At 69.0% G+C, this 16,866-nt stretch carries 17 protein-coding genes and 1 pseudogene; 2 read left to right on the plus strand and 16 right to left on the minus strand.

Annotated features, from left to right (window positions below):
• Nucleotides 1-94 precede the first annotated feature (94 nt).
• From def to ispG, 5 genes are all read right to left on the minus strand, one after another.
• Complete coding sequence (gene def, locus HD592_RS06870; protein WP_184452800.1) at nucleotides 95-586, minus strand: peptide deformylase; 492 nt, start codon at nucleotides 584-586, stop codon at nucleotides 95-97.
• A complete protein-coding gene (locus HD592_RS06875; RefSeq protein ID WP_184452802.1) occupies nucleotides 583-2,397 on the minus strand; it encodes a proline--tRNA ligase in 1,815 nt (604 codons plus the stop codon). The genes def and HD592_RS06875 overlap by 4 nt, the downstream gene beginning before the upstream one ends.
• A 56-nt stretch (nucleotides 2,398-2,453) precedes the next feature.
• Entirely contained in the window at nucleotides 2,454-2,903 is a 450-nt protein-coding gene (locus tag HD592_RS06880; protein WP_184452804.1) for a hypothetical protein, read from the minus strand.
• 90 nt (nucleotides 2,904-2,993) lie between these two features.
• Nucleotides 2,994-3,482: a hypothetical protein gene (locus HD592_RS06885; RefSeq protein WP_184452806.1), complete on the minus strand. Its 489-nt coding sequence runs from the start codon at nucleotides 3,480-3,482 to the stop codon at nucleotides 2,994-2,996.
• Between the two features lie 30 nt (nucleotides 3,483-3,512).
• Complete coding sequence (ispG, locus tag HD592_RS06890; RefSeq protein WP_184452808.1) at nucleotides 3,513-4,688, minus strand: flavodoxin-dependent (E)-4-hydroxy-3-methylbut-2-enyl-diphosphate synthase; 1,176 nt, start codon at nucleotides 4,686-4,688, stop codon at nucleotides 3,513-3,515.
• 105 nt (nucleotides 4,689-4,793) lie between these two features.
• Between ispG and HD592_RS06895 the strand changes: the two are divergent.
• Nucleotides 4,794-5,786: pseudogene (locus HD592_RS06895) on the plus strand (aldo/keto reductase).
• A gap of 46 nt (nucleotides 5,787-5,832) precedes the next feature.
• On the opposite strand, the gene HD592_RS06900 reads toward HD592_RS06895, so the two are convergent.
• The 10 genes from HD592_RS06900 to rpsB all read right to left on the minus strand — a co-directional run bounded on the left by HD592_RS06900 (nucleotide 5,833) and on the right by rpsB (nucleotide 15,099).
• Nucleotides 5,833-6,885 (minus strand): threonine aldolase family protein, encoded by a 1,053-nt coding sequence (locus tag HD592_RS06900; protein WP_343058760.1) that lies wholly within the window; start codon nucleotides 6,883-6,885, stop codon nucleotides 5,833-5,835.
• Nucleotides 6,886-6,892: 7 nt separating this feature from the next.
• Nucleotides 6,893-8,134 carry a M50 family metallopeptidase gene (locus tag HD592_RS06905; RefSeq protein ID WP_320657652.1) on the minus strand — a complete coding sequence of 414 codons (1,242 nt, stop codon included), beginning with the start codon at nucleotides 8,132-8,134 and terminating at the stop codon, nucleotides 6,893-6,895.
• Nucleotides 8,131-9,366, minus strand: coding sequence for a 1-deoxy-D-xylulose-5-phosphate reductoisomerase (gene dxr, locus HD592_RS06910; RefSeq protein ID WP_425503093.1), 1,236 nt, complete (start codon nucleotides 9,364-9,366; stop codon nucleotides 8,131-8,133). Before dxr ends, HD592_RS06905 begins: the two co-directional genes overlap by 4 nt.
• Entirely contained in the window at nucleotides 9,363-9,914 is a 552-nt protein-coding gene (locus HD592_RS06915) for a DivIVA domain-containing protein (protein WP_184452814.1), read from the minus strand. The genes dxr and HD592_RS06915 overlap by 4 nt, the downstream gene beginning before the upstream one ends.
• Nucleotides 9,911-11,146 carry a dual-specificity RNA methyltransferase RlmN gene (gene rlmN, locus HD592_RS06920; protein WP_184452817.1) on the minus strand — a complete coding sequence of 412 codons (1,236 nt, stop codon included), beginning with the start codon at nucleotides 11,144-11,146 and terminating at the stop codon, nucleotides 9,911-9,913. The genes HD592_RS06915 and rlmN overlap by 4 nt, the downstream gene beginning before the upstream one ends.
• 7 nt (nucleotides 11,147-11,153) lie before the next feature.
• Complete coding sequence (locus tag HD592_RS06925) at nucleotides 11,154-12,026, minus strand: phosphatidate cytidylyltransferase (protein ID WP_184452819.1); 873 nt, start codon at nucleotides 12,024-12,026, stop codon at nucleotides 11,154-11,156.
• Between the two features lie 5 nt (nucleotides 12,027-12,031).
• Nucleotides 12,032-12,589, minus strand: a complete 558-nt coding sequence (gene frr / locus HD592_RS06930) for a ribosome recycling factor (RefSeq protein ID WP_184452821.1) — start codon at nucleotides 12,587-12,589, stop codon at nucleotides 12,032-12,034.
• A gap of 18 nt (nucleotides 12,590-12,607) precedes the next feature.
• Entirely contained in the window at nucleotides 12,608-13,324 is a 717-nt protein-coding gene (gene pyrH, locus HD592_RS06935; RefSeq protein WP_184452822.1) for a UMP kinase, read from the minus strand.
• A gap of 87 nt (nucleotides 13,325-13,411) precedes the next feature.
• Nucleotides 13,412-14,239 (minus strand): translation elongation factor Ts, encoded by an 828-nt coding sequence (gene tsf / locus HD592_RS06940; RefSeq protein ID WP_184452824.1) that lies wholly within the window; start codon nucleotides 14,237-14,239, stop codon nucleotides 13,412-13,414.
• Nucleotides 14,240-14,265: 26 nt separating this feature from the next.
• Complete coding sequence (gene rpsB / locus HD592_RS06945; RefSeq protein WP_184452826.1) at nucleotides 14,266-15,099, minus strand: 30S ribosomal protein S2; 834 nt, start codon at nucleotides 15,097-15,099, stop codon at nucleotides 14,266-14,268.
• 205 nt (nucleotides 15,100-15,304) lie between these two features.
• Between rpsB and HD592_RS06950 the strand changes: the two genes are divergently transcribed.
• Nucleotides 15,305-15,919, plus strand: coding sequence for a peptidoglycan DD-metalloendopeptidase family protein (locus tag HD592_RS06950; protein ID WP_184452828.1), 615 nt, complete (start codon nucleotides 15,305-15,307; stop codon nucleotides 15,917-15,919).
• A 36-nt stretch (nucleotides 15,920-15,955) separates the two neighbouring features.
• Here the strand turns inward: HD592_RS06950 and HD592_RS06955 are convergent, their stop codons facing one another.
• Nucleotides 15,956-16,864: a tyrosine recombinase XerC gene (locus HD592_RS06955; protein ID WP_184452830.1), complete on the minus strand. Its 909-nt coding sequence runs from the start codon at nucleotides 16,862-16,864 to the stop codon at nucleotides 15,956-15,958.
• Nucleotides 16,865-16,866 lie beyond the last annotated feature (2 nt).

The raw sequence follows: 16,866 nt of genomic DNA on the forward strand, positions 1-16,866 counted from the left end.
CAACCCGTCGCTTCGAATCGCGGCGTCCGCCCTCACTATAGCCCTTCGGCCGCGTCATCCGGGGACGACGCGGCCGAAGGATCGGGATCGCTGCTCAGAAACTCGAATTGCGGATGTCGCGCAGCGCCTTCTTCCGGGTCTTCCGGTCCAGGCGATCGATGTAGATCATGCCGTTGAGGTGATCGGTCTCGTGCTGGAGGCAGCGGGCCATGAGCTCCTCGCCCTCGACCGTGATCGGCTTCCCATCCAGATCGATGCCCTCGACCCGCGCGTACCATGCGCGCTGCGTCGGGTACCAGAGGTCGGGAACCGAGAGGCAGCCCTCGTCACCGTCCTGGTACTCATCCTCGGACAGGGCGACGATCCTCGGATTGAGGACGTAACCGATCTCGCCGTCGATGTTGTAGGAGAAGGCCCGCAGCCCCACGCCGATCTGGTTCGCGGCGAGGCCCGCCCGCCCCTCCATGTCGACGTTCTCGAGCAGATCCTCGACGAGGGACTTGACCGACTGGTCGATCTCCCGGATCTCCTCGCAGGGCGTGCGCAGCACCGGATCGCCGATGACGCGGATCTCGCGGCGGGTCATCGCTGTCCTCCCATCAGACGCTCATGGGCGGCCCGGACCGCATCGAGGGCTTCGGCGAGCGGCACCTCCGCGCGTTCGCCCGAGGCGCGTTCACGCAGCTCGACCACGCCCGAGGTCAGTCCGCGACCGACGACCAGGGCGAGCGGCATGCCGATGAGTTCGGCGTCCGCGAACTTCACGCCGGCGGAGACCCTCCGCCGATCGTCGAAGATCACGTCGAGGCCCGAGGCGTCGAGCCTTTCGGCGAGCTCTCGCGCCGTGTCGAAGACCTCGTCGTCCTTGCCGGTGGCGAGGACATGAACGTCGAAGGGGGCGATCCGCGCCGGCCAGGCCAGGCCCGCATCGTCGTGGTTCGACTCGGCGAGGGCCGCGAGCACGCGGGAGACCCCGATCCCGTAGGAGCCCATCGTGACGACGCGCGACTTGCCGTTCTCATCGAGGACGTTGAGCCCCAGGGCCTGGGAGTACTTGCGCCCGAGGGCGAAGATGTGGCCGATCTCGATGCCGCGCTCCAGGTGGAGCGGTCCGGAGCCGTCGGGCGCCTCATCGCCCTCGCGGACCTCGGCGGCCTCGATCGTGCCGTCGACCCCGAAGTCGCGGCCCATCACGAGGTCGAGGACGTGGTGACGGTCGAGGTTCGCGCCAGTCACCCAGCTCGTGCCCTCGACGATGCGCGGATCGACGAGGTAGCGGACCGAACCGCTCGCCGCCCCGTTCTCATCGACGGTGCGGGCCGGGGAGTTCGGGCCGATCGCCTGCGGACCGATGTAGCCGCGGACGAGTTCGGGATGGGCCTCGAAGTCCTCATCGACGGCCATTTCGACTTCTGCGGGGGCGACCGCCGCCTCGAGGCGCTTCATGTCCACCTCCCGATCGCCGGGGACGCCCACGACGAGCAGCTCACCGGTGCCGTCCGGGTGCGTCAGGCGCACGACGACGTTCTTCAGCGTGTCCGCCGCAGTCCACGCCCTTCCGTCCTCGCGCGGATACTCGGCGTTGAGGAGGTCGACCAGGGATTCGATCGTCGGCGCGTCGGGGGTCGGGACGACCCTGGCCGGACCGACGCCCGAGGCGTCCACGGGGGCGGGCGCAGGAGTGGTCACGGCCTCCGCGTTCGCCGCGTACCCGCCCGGCGAGCGGACGAAGGTGTCCTCGCCGATGGGGCTCGGATGGAGGAACTCCTCCGATCGGGAGCCGCCCATCGCGCCCGACATCGCCGAGACGATGACGTATTCGAGGCCGAGACGGGTGAAAATCCGCTCGTAGGTTTCGCGCTCGGCCAGGTAGGAGGCCTCCAGGCCCTCATCATCGATGTCGAAGGAGTAGGCGTCCTTCATGACGAAGTCGCGGCCGCGGATCAGGCCGGCACGAGGACGGGCCTCGTCGCGGTGCTTCGTCTGGATCTGGTACAGGGTCGTCGGCAGATCCTTGTAGGAGGAGTACATGTCCTTGACGAGAAGGGTGAACATCTCCTCATGGGTCGGTGCGAGGAGGTAGTCGCCGCCCTTGCGGTCCACGACCTTGAAGAGGGTCGGCCCGTACTCCTCCCAACGGTTCGTCGCCTTGTAGGGATCCGCGGGCAGGAGGGCCGGGAAGAGCACCTCCTGGGCGCCCATCCGATCCATCTCTTCGCGTACGATGTCCTCGATCTTGCGCAGGACCCTCAGGCCGAGCGGCAGCCAGGTGTAGATGCCGGGCGCCGTGCGGCGCACGTAGCCCGCTCTCACGAGCAGCTTATGGGAATCGACTTCGGCGTCGGCCGGATCTTCACGTAGCGTTCGCAGGAAGTAAGTAGACAGAGTTCTCAGCACCGCTCCAGATTAGTCCACCGGGCCGAAGCACTGCGAGTCCGCCCCTCCGCGGGGCGCTAAGCGGCCCGCGAGGCCCTAAGGCGGCGCCCGACGCGCGCGTCCAGTTCCTCCTGAGCACGCTCAGGATGCTTGAGGTAGTACCGCTTCGCCCTCCACCCGGGATAGCAGCAGCCGGGCAGCTCCTGATCGAGCAGGGCGAGTACGCCCAGGACCAGGACCGCGCCGAAGAGCAGGGCGACGAGGACGGCCGCGGACATCGGATCGTGGCCCGATGCGATGCGCACGGTCATCCCACCGACGCCGATCCACGCGAATCCGACCAGGGGCATCGCGGGCCAGATCACCGCCTGCACCTTCGGAATCGCGGCGGTCGACGACCAGGGGTAGAGGCGTTCCAGGGCGATGCGGCGCATGGAACGGGTCAGGCCCAGCCAGATCCAGCCCCAGGCGGCGAGGATCGCGACGCCAGTGCCGACGAGCATCGCTATCGCGCCCCAATGCGCCATCGCGCACCTCCTTCGGCTGCAGCCCGCTCTCCGATGCGCGGGACCCGGCCCAGTCTACCCGGCGCCCGGGAAGAGGCGAGTCGGCGCCGATCAGGCGCAGGCGGCCGAACGGATGCCGAAGAGCATGCGCATCGTCGACACGGACTCGAGGGCCAGGAGCGCGAGGAGGAAGCCGTCGGAGGCGTCGTCCCTCGAGGCATGGCGCTCCCTCAGGTGGAGGAGGGTGCGCCCATTGGGCAGGGGCAGCAGGGCGAAGACGCAGGTGCCCGAGAGCTCATCCTCGTCGCCGAGGCCCGGAGCGGGCACCCGCAGGATGAGGCAGGAGTTCTCCTCCCGAGCCGCGACCCGTGCTTCATCGCCCTCGTACGCGGCCTCCACGACGCGCCACACCGCCTCGACCGGCGCATCGATGCGGATGCCCCGATCGACGACGACGCCAGGGTCGGGCACGAGCAGATCGCCGGGAAGCGAGACGGACGCCTCTGAGGCGGTCAGGCCGATCCGTTTCGGGAATCCAGTCGCCCAGGCGGCCAAGGCCGTCCCGGCGAGCCCGAGGGCGAGGGCGCAGCGCTTCTTCATCTTCTCTCCTGCGGTCGTACGGGTTTCGATTCAGCGGATCACGGGAAGGACTTCGACCGAGCCCTCCCCCTCTTCCAGCCCCATCTCCTCGGCCAGGGCGTTCGCGATTCGGATGAGGGTCTCGACGATCCGATCCTCGGGAACCGTCTCGACGACCTCGCCCCGGATGAAGATCTGCCCCTTGCCGTTGCCCGAGGCGACGCCGAGATCCGCCTCGCGGGCCTCGCCCGGGCCGTTCACGACGCACCCCATGACGGCGACCCGAAGCGGGACCTTGAGGTCCTTGAGGCCCTCGGTCACCTCTTCCGCGAGAGTCCACACATCCACCTGGGCGCGGCCGCACGAGGGGCACGAGACGATCTCGAGCGTCCGATCGCGCAGGCCCATGTACTCGAGGAGCTTCGTGCCGACCTTGATCTCTTCGACCGGCGGCGCGGACAGGGAGACGCGGATCGTGTCCCCGATCCCCTCGGAGAGCAGGACGGAGAAGGCCGAGACGGATTTGATCGTCCCCTGGAACGCGGGGCCGGCCTCGGTGACGCCGAGGTGCAGCGGCCAATCGCCCTTCTCCGAGAGCATGCGGTAGGCCTCGATCATCGTGAGGACGTCGTGATGCTTGACGGAGATCTTGAAGTCGTGGAAGTCGTTCTCCTCGAAGAGGGAGGCCTCCCACACGGCGGACTCGACGAGCGCCTCCGGGGTGGCCCTGCCGTACTTCTTGAGCAGGCGCGGGTCGAGCGAGCCGGCGTTCACGCCGATGCGCAAGGAGACGCCCGCGTCCGAGGCCGCCTTGCAGATCTCCTTGACCTGGTCGTCGAACTTGCGGATGTTGCCCGGGTTCACGCGCACGGCCCCGCAGCCCGCATCGATCGCGGCGAAGACGTACTTGGGATTGAAGTGGATGTCGGCGATGACGGGGATCCGCGACTGCTTCGCGATGATCGGCAGCGCCTCGGCGTCCTTGTCCGTCGGGCAGGCGACGCGGACGATGTCGCATCCGGCGGCGGTGAGCTCGGCGATCTGCTGAAGGGTGGCGCCGATGTCATGCGTCTTCGTCGTCGTCATCGACTGGACGGAAACGGGGGCGCCTCCGCCGACGGGAACCGAACCCACCGAGATCCGGCGGGTCCTGCTGCGCGGGAACGGCGTGCGCTTGACGTGGGGCATCCCCAGGGAAATCTCAGTCACCCGGACATTATCGCGCATTCGCCCACGAAGGGACGGCCCCGGGCCGGCAGGCCGGCGTGATGCGGCCCTCACCTCAGTGAACGTTCACTTATGATGGATGCGCAGTCGACTCGAAGGAGAGAAATGGAAATCCGCCCACTCGGATCAACCGGGGCGGACGTCTCGGTCATCGGCCTCGGCACGTGGCAACTCGGAGCGGACTGGGGCGAGGTCACGGCCGACGAGGCCGGGCGCGTCATCGCCTCATCACTCGAATCCGGCGTGACCTTCCTCGACACCGCCGATGTCTACGGCGACGGCCGCTCGGAATCGATCATCCGAGACGCACTGGAGGATCACGGGGGCGCGCGCCCCTTCGTCGCGACCAAGATGGGCCGCCGCGCGCCCCAAGAGCCCGAGAACTAAACGCCCGAGGCGATGCTCGAGTGGAATGAGCGCTCGCGCCGCCTCCTCGGCGTCGACACCCTAGACCTCGTCCAACTCCACTGCCCTCCCACCGAGGTCCTCGCCTCTGCCCGCACCTGGGACGCCCTGAAGCGCATGCGGGACGAAGGGAGGATCGCGGCCTTCGGCGCTTCGGTCGAGACCTGCGAGCAGGCCCTCATCGCGATGGACCACGGCGCCGCGACGATTCAGATCATCTGCAACGTCTTCCGCCGCAAGCCGCTCGATGAAGTCCTGCCCCGCGCCCTCGAGCAGGGCGTCGGCATCATCGTGCGCGTCCCCCTCGCCTCCGGGCTCCTCTCCGGCAAGTACACGCGCGAGACGCGCTTCGACACCAAGGACCACCGCAGCTACAACCGGGACGGCTCCGCCTTCGACGTGGGCGAGACCTTTGCGGGCGTCCCCTTCGACATCGGGGTCGAGGCGGCCCGGGAGTTCGCCGCCCTCTGCGCCGAATTCGGGCCCGAAGGCGCCACCCCCGCTCAGATCGCCCTCAAGTGGCTCATCGAGCGTCCGGGGGTCACGACCGTCATCCCCGGGGCGCGCTCGCGCGAACAGGCCGTCGCCAACGCCTCGGCCGCCCGGATCGCACGGCTCGACCCCGCGTTGAATGAGGCCCTCGAGGCGCTGTACGAGGAGCGGATCCGCGCTCACGTGCACGACCGCTGGTGAGCGCCGGGCGGGGCGGGCCCCATCCAAGGCCCGCACCGCCTCCCCTTCAGCGCAGAGTGTGAGAGGCGATCCAGGCGATCAGAGCGGCCTCGTCCTCGTCAGTGGTCGCCCATGAGACGACGACGCGCACGCACAGGCGCGAATCGCCGACCGGCTCCCACTCGTACACCCCGAACTCCTCGATGAGCTCGCGCGCGAGCCCGACGGGCAGCACGGGGAAGATCTGGTTGGTCGGCGAGGCGATGAGCATGTCGAAACCGGCGTCGGCGAAGGCCCGCGACAGTCGCGCCGCCCGCTCATTCGCGGTCCTCGTGATCGAGGTGTAGAGGCCGTCGCGGAACATCGTGAGGAACTGAACGCCGAGGAGCCAGCCCTTCGCGAGAAGCGCCCCGTGCGCCTTGATGAGCGTCCGCATCGAACCCGCATGAGCCGCATCCGGGATGACGAGCGCTTCACCGAAGAGCATCCCGCACTTCGTTCCGCCGATCGTGAAGGCGTCGGTCAGCCGGGACAGGTCGGCGAGCGAAACGTCGTTCGCCTTAGATGCCAGGCCGTAGCCCATGCGCGCCCCGTCGACGTACAGGCCGACGCCGAAGGAGCGGCACACGGAGGACAGCGCCTCGAGCTGCTCGAGCGAGTAGAGCGTCCCCAGTTCCGTCGGCTGCGAGATGTAGACGAGCCCCGGCTCCGTCATATGCTCCCTCAGCTGCGAATCCCTCCATCCGCGGAGGTAGTCCTCCAAGACCGCGGCGTCCATCCTCCCCTCGTCGGCGGGCAGGGTGACGAGACGATGCCCGAGGTGCTCGACGGCGCCGGCCTCATGCGTTGCGATATGACCGGATTCGACGCACACCACCGACTGCCAGGGGCGCACGGCGAAGTCGACGTAGAGGGCGTTCACCTGCGTGCCGCCGTGGACGAGGTGCACCGCTCCCCCGGGTGCGGCGCACGCCTCGAGGATGAGCTCCGACGCCCGGGAGGTGAGCCCATCGCATCCGTAGCCGTCGAAGGCGCGCGCCCCCAAGGAGGCGAGGTCTTCGAGGATCCGCGGGTGGGCGGAACGCGAGTAATCGTTCGTGAAGGGATGAGCGATGGTCACGGCTGTCCTATCGGAGCGTCAGGGGCGAGATGATATCGGCGAGGACGAGAAGCGCCGTGAGCGCCATGAGCACGGCCGCCACGCACCACGTCAGCGGCATGAGCCTGGCCGTGTCCACGCTCCCTGGCGCATCGAGTCCCCGAAGCCGCGAGTATAGCCCCCGCGCACCCTCGACCAGCGCACCGGCGATATGACCGCCGTCGAGGGGCGGCAGGGGGATGAGATTGAAGATGCCGAGCGCCATGTTGAGCGAGGCGAGCAGCGACAGGATGACCGCGAACTTCTGGAGGGCGCCGTCGATGCCGAGGGCGCTCCCGTCACCGGTGACCTCGCCCGCGATCCGCCCGACGCCGACGATCGACATGAGACCCGCGCCGTCGCGCTCCGCGCCGGTCACCAGCGCCGCCCCCACGTCCCACGCGGCCGCGGGCAGCCTCACGACGGCCGAGGCGGTCCCTCCCGCAAGACGCGCATACGCCGCGAGGGTCTCGGACAGTCCCGCCCTGCGGCGCTCGAGGGCGGAGGCCACGCCGAGGACATGAGCCCCCTGGGGGGTCTCGACCGCATGGAGGCGCACGCTCTGGCTCCGGCCCTCACGACGGTAGGAGATCTCCATCTCCCCGCCGCCGCTCGCCGCCACGAGTTCCTGGAAGCGCCTCCAGTCCTCGACCGCCCGCCCGTCGACCGCCTCGATCGTGTCCCCCGCCCGCAGGCCCGCCTCGTGCGCGGGCCCGGGGACCTCGCCGAGCGAGGAGGACACGCTCGGCGACACGGACTCCAGGGTGAGGCTCGGCGCCGGTGAACCGATCCCGATCATCGCGCCCATCAGGAAGACGAGGGCGAGGACGAGATTGACGAGCGGGCCGCAGACCATGACGATCGCCTTGCGCCACCACGACAGGCGATGGAAGGCCCTGTGCTCGCAGCCGAGCGGGACCTCCTCGCGAGAAGCGATTCGGGCCTCCTCGGCGAGAGTGGGCCTCCCGTCGCGCCGCCTCCGTTTCCGCGTCGGCGAACCCGGGCCGAACATCCCCAGGATCCGGACGTATCCGCCGAGCGGAAGCGCCCGGATCGCATACACCGTCGATCCGCGCTCCCGCTTCCACAGCGCCGGGCCGAAGCCCACCGCGAACTCGGGGACGAGAGCCCCGAAGCGCTTGGCCGGCAGGAGGTGGCCCAACTCGTGAAGGGCGACGGACAGGACCAGGCCCACGAGGATCGCCCCGATCCCCCAAAGCGACCCGCTCACGCCCGGCGTCCTCGCGATGCGGATTCGCGCGCGCGCGAACGCGCCCATTCCTGGACGCCCATGATGTCATCGAGGGTCGGATCCGCGATCCCCTCGTGGGCGAGGAGGACCTCCTCGAGGGAGTCGACGATCTCGAGCCATTCGAGTCGCCCCTTCAAGAAGGCGTCGACGAAGACCTCGTTCGCCGCGTTGTAGACCGCCGGATGCGTCGCAGAAGCCGCAACGGCCGCACGGGCGAGCCCCACCGCTGCGAAAGTCTCCTCGTCGATCGGCTCGAAAGTCCATTCCTGAGGGTCGGACCAGGTGAGCGGGCGCTCGATCCCTGGGAGGCGCTTCGGCCAGGTCAGTCCGAGGGCGATCGGCAGGCGCATGTCCGGCGGGGAGGCTTGAAGGGTCGTCGCGCCGTCGATCCAGGTCACCATCGAATGCACGATGGACTGCGGGTGCACGGTGGTGAGGACGTGCTCGGGGGCGACGTCGAAGAGGAGATGGGCCTCGATGAGTTCGAGGCCCTTGTTCACGAGGGTGGAGGAGTTGATCGTGACGACCGGCCCCATGTTCCACGTCGGATGCGCGAGCGCCTGCGCGGCCGTCACGCCGTGAAGCTCTGCTCGCCGTTTGCCTCGGAAGGGGCCTCCGGATGCCGTGAGGATGAGATCGGCCACCTCGCTGAGCCCCGAGAGCACGGGTGAGCACAGGCCCTTCTCGTGGACCCCCGAAGCCAGGGCCTGCGCGATGGCCGAGTGCTCGGAATCGACAGGGACGATCTGACCGGGGCGCCGGCACGCCCCCTTGACGAGGTGGCCGCCGACGACGAGGGATTCCTTGTTCGCGAGCGCGAGGCGCGCCCCCGATCGCAGTGCGGCGAGGGTCGGCTCGAGGCCGACTCCCCCGGTGATGCCGTTGAGCACCGTTCCCTCGGGCACGAGGGCCGCGAGCTCGCTCGCCGCGGCGCCCCCCTCGCGGATATCGGGGGCGGCATTCGGGTCGAGGGCCCGGATCAGCCCGGCGAGTTCTGCTGCGCGGGGGGCGGCGACGCCGACAACGGGAACGGAGAACTCCACCGCTTGGCGGGCCAGGAGTTCGAGATTGCCTCCCCCGCCGGCCAGGGCGACGACCTCGAAACGGTCCGGGTGCTGACGTACCACGTCCAGCGCCTGCGTGCCGATCGACCCGGTCGATCCCAGGATGACGATCCGCCGGGGGGCGTCAGCGGTGTCCATGGCGCTCATTCGACGGCGAGCAGGATTTCAACGGCGCGACCGAGGTAGGCGTCGACCGGGCCCTCGGCGTAGGCCTTCTTGCCCCGAGCGGGGCGGAACACCGAGAAGCGGACCTCATCGACGCCGAGCGGCTCGCCCGCATCGAAATAGGCGGCGAGGCGGTCGAGGAGGTCGTCGACCTCGGCCTTGTCGTAGCCCCGGCCCGATTCCGGGTTCGCGAAGCGCTCGCCGCGAGGGCGCAGGAGCCGCTCGTAGAGCGTCGTCGCCCGGTCGGCGACCTTCTCCAGCCACGCCGACTCGCCGTTCACCGCGACGTGGTCGGCGCGATCGCGCTGCACGAAGGCGGCTTCGAGGCGATTCATCGCCGCGTCGACGGCGTCGACTCGATATCCCCGGCGCTTGAGGGGGAAGGTCGCCTGACGGACCTGCTGGGCCGAGAACTGCTCGGCGGGGACCCCGCCCTCGTACGCACGGCGCGCATCCTCGAAGAAGGCATCCACGCGTTCCGGCGCGTAACCATGCTTCCAAAAACCCGTCATGGGGAATGCGTCACTCATCGAGTCCCTTGCTTCCTTCCCGAAGTGTTCGGCTCCGCGGATCTCAAGGAATCCTTCACCGCCGTCGCGAGCTGGCCGCACGCGCCGTCGATGTCGGATCCGCGAGTGTCGCGGATCGAGGTTGAGATCCCATTGTCGCGCAGAGTCGCGACAAATGCGTCCTGCGCTCGCCGTGTCGAGGCCGTCCAGATCGTGCCCGGCGTCGGATTCAACGGGATCGGATTGACATGCGCCCAGCCCCTGCCGCGCGCATTGAGCTCGTCGGCGAGGAGCTTCGCGCGCCTCACCTGATCGTTCATGTCCTTGATGAGCGCGTATTCGATCGACACGCGCCTGCCCGTGGCGAGGAAGTAGCGGCGCGCCGCATCGAGCAGCTCCCCCACCTTCCACCGCGAGTTCACCGGGATGAGTTCGTCGCGCAGATCGTCGTCGGGGGCGTGGAGCGAGACGGCGAGGGTGACCGCAAGCCCCTCCCGGGCGAGTTTGTCGATCGCGGGGACGAGGCCGACCGTCGAGACCGTGATGGAGCGAGCCGACATCCCGAAGCCCTCGGGGCTGGGATTGATGAGCCGGTGCAAGGCCCCGATGACGGCCTTGTAATTCGCCAGGGGCTCCCCCATGCCCATGAACACGACGTTCGAGAGGCGGCCCGGCCCGCCCGAGAGCTCGCCCTCACGGCATGCGAGCTGGGCCTGACGCACCTGATCGATGATCTCGGCGGTCGAGAGATTGCGCGTCAGGCCCATCTGCCCGGTCGCGCAGAAGGGGCAGGCCATGCCGCAGCCCGCCTGGGACGAGACGCACAGGGTCGTGCGCTGGGGGTAGCGCATGAGGACCGATTCCACCGTGGCGCCGTCGAAGAGCCTCCACAGATCCTTGAGGGTCGTCCCCCCGTCGGCCCGCTGAGTGACGACCCGCTCGACGAGAGGCGGGAGCACGGAGGCGACGGCGTCGCGCATCGAGGCGGGGACGTCCGTCATCTGCTCCGGATCCGCGGTGAAGCGGTCGAAGTAGTGCCGCGAGAGCTGATCGGCGCGGAAGGCGGGCAAGCCCAGGTCCTTGAGCGCGCTCTTGCGGGCTGGCAGATCGAGATCCGCCAGATGCGCCGGAGCCTTCCCCCGTCGCCGCGGGGCGAAGGAGACGATCGGCTTGGCGTCCGGGCTCGAGGCGCCCTCGGGCGGCTGATCGGTCGGACGCACCTCATGACGGGGCGTACCAGCAAGCGCGGTCACGGGGCTCCTAGAAGGCGAGGGAGTAGACGAGGTGCATGAAGGGGGCGACCATCAAAAGGGCGTCGAGACGATCGAGCAGGCCGCCGTGCCCGGGCAGCAGGCGCGACATGTCCTTCAGACCCGTCTCGCGCTTGATGAGCGACTCGGTGAGGTCCCCGATCGTGCCGATCACGCATGCGCCGATGCCTGCGAGCAATCCGAAGGCCCAGTGGGCGTCGAAGGCGATGAAGCATCCCACTCCCACGGCGATCGTCGCGAGGGCGGAGCCGATGAACCCCTCCCACGACTTCTTCGGCGAGAGGCGGGGCGCCATGTGATGCTTGCCGAGCATCACGCCCGCGGCCCAGCCGCCCGTGTCGCTCGCCACCACGAGGGCGACGTAAACGAGGATGAGCCGGGGGTTGAAATCCCTCAGCATCAAGAGGACGAAGGAGGCGAGGAAAGGCACGTACACCGCGGCGAAGACCGAGGAGACGACATCACTGACCCGCCCATTCGCTTCGGGATCGAGGATCCGCCACGCGACGCAGGCGAACACGGTCGCGTAGAGGGCGAAGAGGAGGGCCTCCGCGCCGAGGGTCCAGGCGCACACCGCCATGCCGATCGCGCCCGCGTAGAGCGGGGCCATCGTCAGGTGGGTGCCCAGGCGCGCGAATGCGCCGCCGAGCTCCCACAAGGCGCCGAGGATGAGAAGGCAGATGACGCCGACGAAAACGGCGGGCGCGAAGAAGAGGGGGACGCCCGCCGCGGCGATCAGCACGACCCCCATCGTGATGGCGGCGGGCAGATTGCGGCCGGCGCGACCGGTCGCGGCGAGGGGCTCCCCCTCCCGAGTCGGAAGCGGACGCAGGATCCGGCTCGGGAGTGAAGGGGAATTCATCGGGCTCACAGGGTCAGGAGTTCGCTTTCCTTCGAGGCGAGGAGCTTGTCGATCTGGTCGACGTGGCTCTTCGTCGTCGCTTCGAGGCTCTTCTCGGCGCGATCGACCTCGTCCTCTCCGGCCTCGCCGTCCTTCTTCAGACGATCGAGGGATTCCTTCGCCTTGCGGCGGACGTTGCGGACGGAGACGCGCGCGTCCTCGGCCTTCGTCTTCGCCAGCTTCACGTACTCCCGGCGGCGCTCCTCCGTGAGGGCGGGCAGGACCACGCGGATCACGTTCCCGTCGTCCGTCGGGTTCACACCGAGATCGGACTCGCGCAGGGCCTTGAGGATCTCGGCGGTGGCGGTCCGGTCGAAGGGCGAGATGAGGACGGTGCGCGCCTCCGGGATCTGGAAGGAGGCGAGCTGCTGCATGGGCGTCGGCGCGCCGTAGTAGTCGACGAGGATCTTGTCGAACATCCCCGAATTCGCACGGCCGGTCCGGATGTTCCCGAACTCGCCCGACGCCGCCTCAACGGCGCGGTCCATCTTGTCCTCAGCCTCGAGGAGAATGTCATCGATCACTGGTGGCTCCTATGTCGTTCAGTCTTCGGCATTGACAAGAGTACCGATTCCCTCGCCGAGGAGGGCCGCGGTCACGTTTCCGGGTTCGGACATCCCGAAGATCCGCATGGTCAGTCCATTGTCCCTGCACAGGGCCAATGCCGTCGCATCGACGACCTTGAGTTCGCGCGCGAGGGCGTCCGAGTAGGTGACGTGGTCGAGCTTGCGGGCCTCGGGGTTCGTCCGGGGATCCGCGTCGTAGACCCCGTCCACGCCGTTCTTCGCGACGAGGATCTCGTCGCAGTGCGTCTCGAGGGCGCGCTGGGCCGAAACGGTGTCCGTGGAGAAGAAGGGCATGCCCGCGCCGGCCCCGAAGATCACGACGCGCCCCTTGTCCATGTGGCGGATCGCGCGCAGGGGGATGTAGGGCTCGGCCACCTGGGTCATCGTGATCGCGCTCTGCACGCGCGCGGGGACGCCCGACTGCTCGATGAAGTCCTGAAGCGCCAGGGCGTTCATGACCGTGCCGAGCATGCCCATGTAGTCCGCGCGCGAGCGGTCCATCCCCGCGCGGGCGAGCTCGGCCCCGCGGAAGAAGTTGCCGCCGCCGACGACGACCGCGACCTCGACGCCGCGCCGGACGGCGGTGGCGATCTGACGGGCGATGTCCCTGACGATCGTCGGGTCGAGGCCGACGGCGCCGCCGCCAAAGGCCTCTCCCGAAAGCTTGAGAAGAACTCTACGGGGCTTTGCCATGACTGGATCTCCTTGTGGTGAAAATTCCGGAAAGGGGCTCATGCACCGCGATGGCCCCGCCCGAAGGGCGGGGCCATCGACCTTGGCTCAGGCTCCGACGTGAACGCGGACGAACTCCGTCACGGTCGCGCCCGCCTCAGCGAGCACCTTGCCGACCGACTTCGAAGGATCGCGCGCGAAGGCCTGATCGACCAGGCAGTTGTCCTTGAAGTAGGCCTCGAGGCGGCCGGTGACGATCTTGTCGACGATGTTCTCCGGCTTGCCCTCCTCGAGGGTGATCTTCACGAGGGTCTGACGCTCCTTCTCGAGGACGTCGGCCGGGACGTGGTCACGATCGAGGTAAGCGGGCATGTAGGCCGCGACGTGCATCGCGATGTCGTGGGCGACGGCCGCGCCGGCGGCATCGGTCACGACGAAGACGCCGACCTGCGGGGGCAGGTCCGGGCTGGTCTGGTGGAGGTAGAGATCGACGTTCTCGCCCTCGACGCGGACCACGCGGCGGATCTCGAGCTTCTCGCCGATGACGGCGGCCATGCCGTTGAGCTTGTCCTGGACGGTCTCGTCGCCCATGGGGGCCGCGAGCAGGGTCTCGAGGTCGGCCGCCTTCGAGGCGACCGCGGCCGCGAGGACCTCGTTCGCGAAATCGATGAACTTCTGGTTCTTCGCGACGAAGTCGGTCTCGGAGTTGACCTCGACGAGGACGCCGACGCCCTCTTCGACCTGGGCGGCGAGGAGGCCCGCGGAGGCCTGACGGCCCTCGCGCTTGGAGAGGGACTTCAGGCCCTTCAGACGGATGATCTCAAGCGCCTTCTCGGCGTCGCCGTCGGCCTCGGTGAGAGCCTTCTTGACGTCCATCATTCCGGCGCCGGTCTGCTCGCGCAGCGCCTTCACGTCGGCAGCGGTGAAATTCGCCATTGACGTTTCCTTTCGTTCCGTTCAGCTCAGTCCTGGGCGGGGGTCTCGGCCTCGGCGGCCGGTTCCTCGGCGGCGGGGGCCTGCGCGGCCTCGCCCTCGAGGAGCTCGCGCTCCCACTCGGCGAGGGGCTCTGCGACGGTCTCGGCCGAGTCGGCCGACTTGCGGGTCTCGGAGCGCGCGAGGAGGCCCTCGGCGACGGCGTCGGCGATCACGCGGGTGAGGAGGGCGACGGCGCGGATGGCGTCATCGTTGCCCGGGATGCGGTAGTCGACCTCGTCCGGATCCGCGTTCGTGTCGAGGATCGCGACGATCGGGATGTTGAGCTTGCGGGCCTCGGAGACCGCGAGGTGCTCCTTCTTGGGGTCCACGATCCACACGGCCGAGGGGACCTTCGCCATGTCGCGGATGCCGCCGAGCGTGCGCGAGAGCTTGTCCTTCTCGCGGCGCATCATGAGGAGTTCCTTCTTGGTGCGGCCCGAGGAGGCCACGTCGTCGAAGTCGATCTGCTCGAGCTCCTTGAGGCGCTGGAGGCGCTTGGAGACGGTCGAGAAGTTGGTGAGCATGCCGCCGAGCCAACGGTGGTTCACGTAGGGCATGCCCACGCGCTGGGCCTGCTCCGCGACGGCCTCCTGGGCCTGCTTCTTGGTGCCGACGAAGAGGATCGAACCGCCGTGGGCGACCGTCTGCTTGACGAAGTCGTAGGCGATGTCGATATCGGCGATCGTCTGCTGGAGATCGATGATGTAGATGCCGTTGCGCTCGGTGAGGATGAAGCGCTTCATCTTCGGGTTCCAACGGCGGGTCTGGTGCCCGAAGTGGACGCCGGACTCGAGGAGCTGACGCATGGTAACGACTGCCATGATCGTCCTTCCCCCGCTCGCGCGGGATCGTGGGAGCGGACTCCCGATTCGGTTGCCGCCCCGGTGCTGTCGCCGGGGCCCTGGCGCCGTGACCGTCGAGAGCCTCCGAAGAGGACCGGATCGACGCGTCCCGACCGATCGGATGATGCGGTGCGGAAACGGCGCGCGAAGTCACCTGCACGCAGGTGCCCGTCCAGTCTAGACCATGCGCGATGCCCCTCCCGGAGCCCGGCTTGTGACCCTCGTCGCTCGCCGCATCCACAGCCGCATCCCGCCCGCCCTCGTCCACAATCCTGATGCCGCGCCGAGCGGCTCCGCGGCGCTCCAGCCCGATCATGGGCGCATGCACCGCATGCTCGCCCTCCTCATCCCCCTCGTGGCGCCGCTGCTCCTCGTCCGGCCCTCGCCGGGGCTCGAGGCGCCGGCGCCGTGGCGCTGGCCCGCGGCTCAACGGGTCGCGGTCGTGCGGCCCTTCGACCCGCCGCCGCTCCCCTGGTTGAAGGGGCACCGCGGAGTCGACCTCGATCTCGACGTCGGGGCGGTGGTCCTCGCCCCAGCACCGGGGCGCGTCGCCTTCGCGGGGGTCCTGGCGGGCAGGCCGGTACTGGCGCTCTCGCACGGGCGGATCCGCTCCACTTACGAGCCCGTCATTGCGCTCGTGGAGGTCGGCGAAGAGGTCCGAGCAGGCCAGGCGGTCGCCGTCCTCGTCGATGGGCACGAGCCTTCAGGATTGCATTGGGGCGCGAAACTCGAGGGCGATCACTACATCGATCCGCTCCGGATGCTGCAGGGCCCCATCGGGCTCAAGCCCTGGGAGTGACGGGGATGCGGCGCGGGCATCGGGGATGGCGCGGGCTCAGGCCCGCGGGTGCGCCTGCCGGTAGATCGCCGCAAGCCGCTCGGAATCGACGTGCGTGTAGCGCTGGGTGGTCTGCAGGGAGGAGTGCCCGAGGATCTCCTGGACCGTGCGCAGGTCCGCCCCGCCCTGCAGGAGGTGCGTCGCCGCCGAATGCCGGAGCGCATGGGGGGCCAGATCCGATACGCCGACGCGACCGGTTTCGACGTGAAGCATCTTGCGCACGACCCGGGGGTCGATCCGGCCCCCGCGCTCGCCGAGGAACAGGGCCCGGCCGGATCGCGCATTCGCGAACTCGGGCCGCCCCCGATCGATCCACTCCTCGATGGCCTGCGCCGCCAGGAGTGAGAGAGGAACGACCCGCTCCTTGTCGCCCTTCCCGATGACCCGGGCCGTCTTCGCGAGGGCATCCACCGAATCGAGGTCGAGGCCGCTCAGCTCGCTCACCCGCATCCCCGAGGCGTAGATCGTCTCGAGGATCGCCCAATCGCGCAGGTCCTTGGACCCTTGGCCGGCCCTGCTCCTGACGTCCTCCAAGAGCCGATCCGCATCCCCCGCCGACAGGATGCGCGGCAGCCTCTGGTCGGGACGCGCGCTCTGGAGCCCCGCGGAGGGATCCGCGTCCAAGAACCCCCGTTCGGCGGCCCACGCGCAGAAGTTGCGCACAGCGGCGGTGCGGCGCGAGAGCGTCGAGCGTGAAGCCCCCTGCTCGGCCTGGCCCCCCAACCACAGGCGGATGCGCCGGGTGGTCAGGCGCAGGGCGATCTGCTCCCAGGGGGCGTCCTCAGCCAGGCCGAGCGCCGCCCACAGCGCGCCGAGATCCCCCGAGTAGGCGCGGATCGTGTTCGCCGCGAGTCCCTTGGCGTGAGCCAGGTAGTCGCTCCACTGCTCGATCGCTCCTCCGCTCATGG

The sequence above is a fragment of the Schaalia hyovaginalis genome, assembly GCF_014208035.1.
Classification (GTDB): domain Bacteria; phylum Actinomycetota; class Actinomycetes; order Actinomycetales; family Actinomycetaceae; genus Pauljensenia; species Pauljensenia hyovaginalis.

Excerpts from the sequence above, each read along its gene's own strand:
- HD592_RS06885 (WP_184452806.1), bottom strand. The coding sequence starts at position 3,482 with ATGAAGAAGCGCTGCGCCCTCGCCCTCGGGCTCGCCGGGACGGCCTTG.
- HD592_RS06880 (WP_184452804.1), bottom strand. The coding sequence starts at position 2,903 with ATGGCGCATTGGGGCGCGATAGCGATGCTCGTCGGCACTGGCGTCGCG.
- ispG (WP_184452808.1), bottom strand. The coding sequence starts at position 4,688 with ATGCGCGATAATGTCCGGGTGACTGAGATTTCCCTGGGGATGCCCCAC.
- pyrH (WP_184452822.1), bottom strand. The coding sequence starts at position 13,324 with ATGGCAAAGCCCCGTAGAGTTCTTCTCAAGCTTTCGGGAGAGGCCTTT.
- HD592_RS06950 (WP_184452828.1), top strand. The coding sequence starts at position 15,305 with ATGCGCGATGCCCCTCCCGGAGCCCGGCTTGTGACCCTCGTCGCTCGC.
- dxr (WP_425503093.1), bottom strand. The coding sequence starts at position 9,366 with ATGAGCGCCATGGACACCGCTGACGCCCCCCGGCGGATCGTCATCCTG.
- HD592_RS06955 (WP_184452830.1), bottom strand. The coding sequence starts at position 16,864 with ATGAGCGGAGGAGCGATCGAGCAGTGGAGCGACTACCTGGCTCACGCC.
- rpsB (WP_184452826.1), bottom strand. The coding sequence starts at position 15,099 with ATGGCAGTCGTTACCATGCGTCAGCTCCTCGAGTCCGGCGTCCACTTC.
- HD592_RS06925 (WP_184452819.1), bottom strand. The coding sequence starts at position 12,026 with ATGAATTCCCCTTCACTCCCGAGCCGGATCCTGCGTCCGCTTCCGACT.
- HD592_RS06915 (WP_184452814.1), bottom strand. The coding sequence starts at position 9,914 with ATGAGTGACGCATTCCCCATGACGGGTTTTTGGAAGCATGGTTACGCG.
- def (WP_184452800.1), bottom strand. The coding sequence starts at position 586 with ATGACCCGCCGCGAGATCCGCGTCATCGGCGATCCGGTGCTGCGCACG.
- tsf (WP_184452824.1), bottom strand. The coding sequence starts at position 14,239 with ATGGCGAATTTCACCGCTGCCGACGTGAAGGCGCTGCGCGAGCAGACC.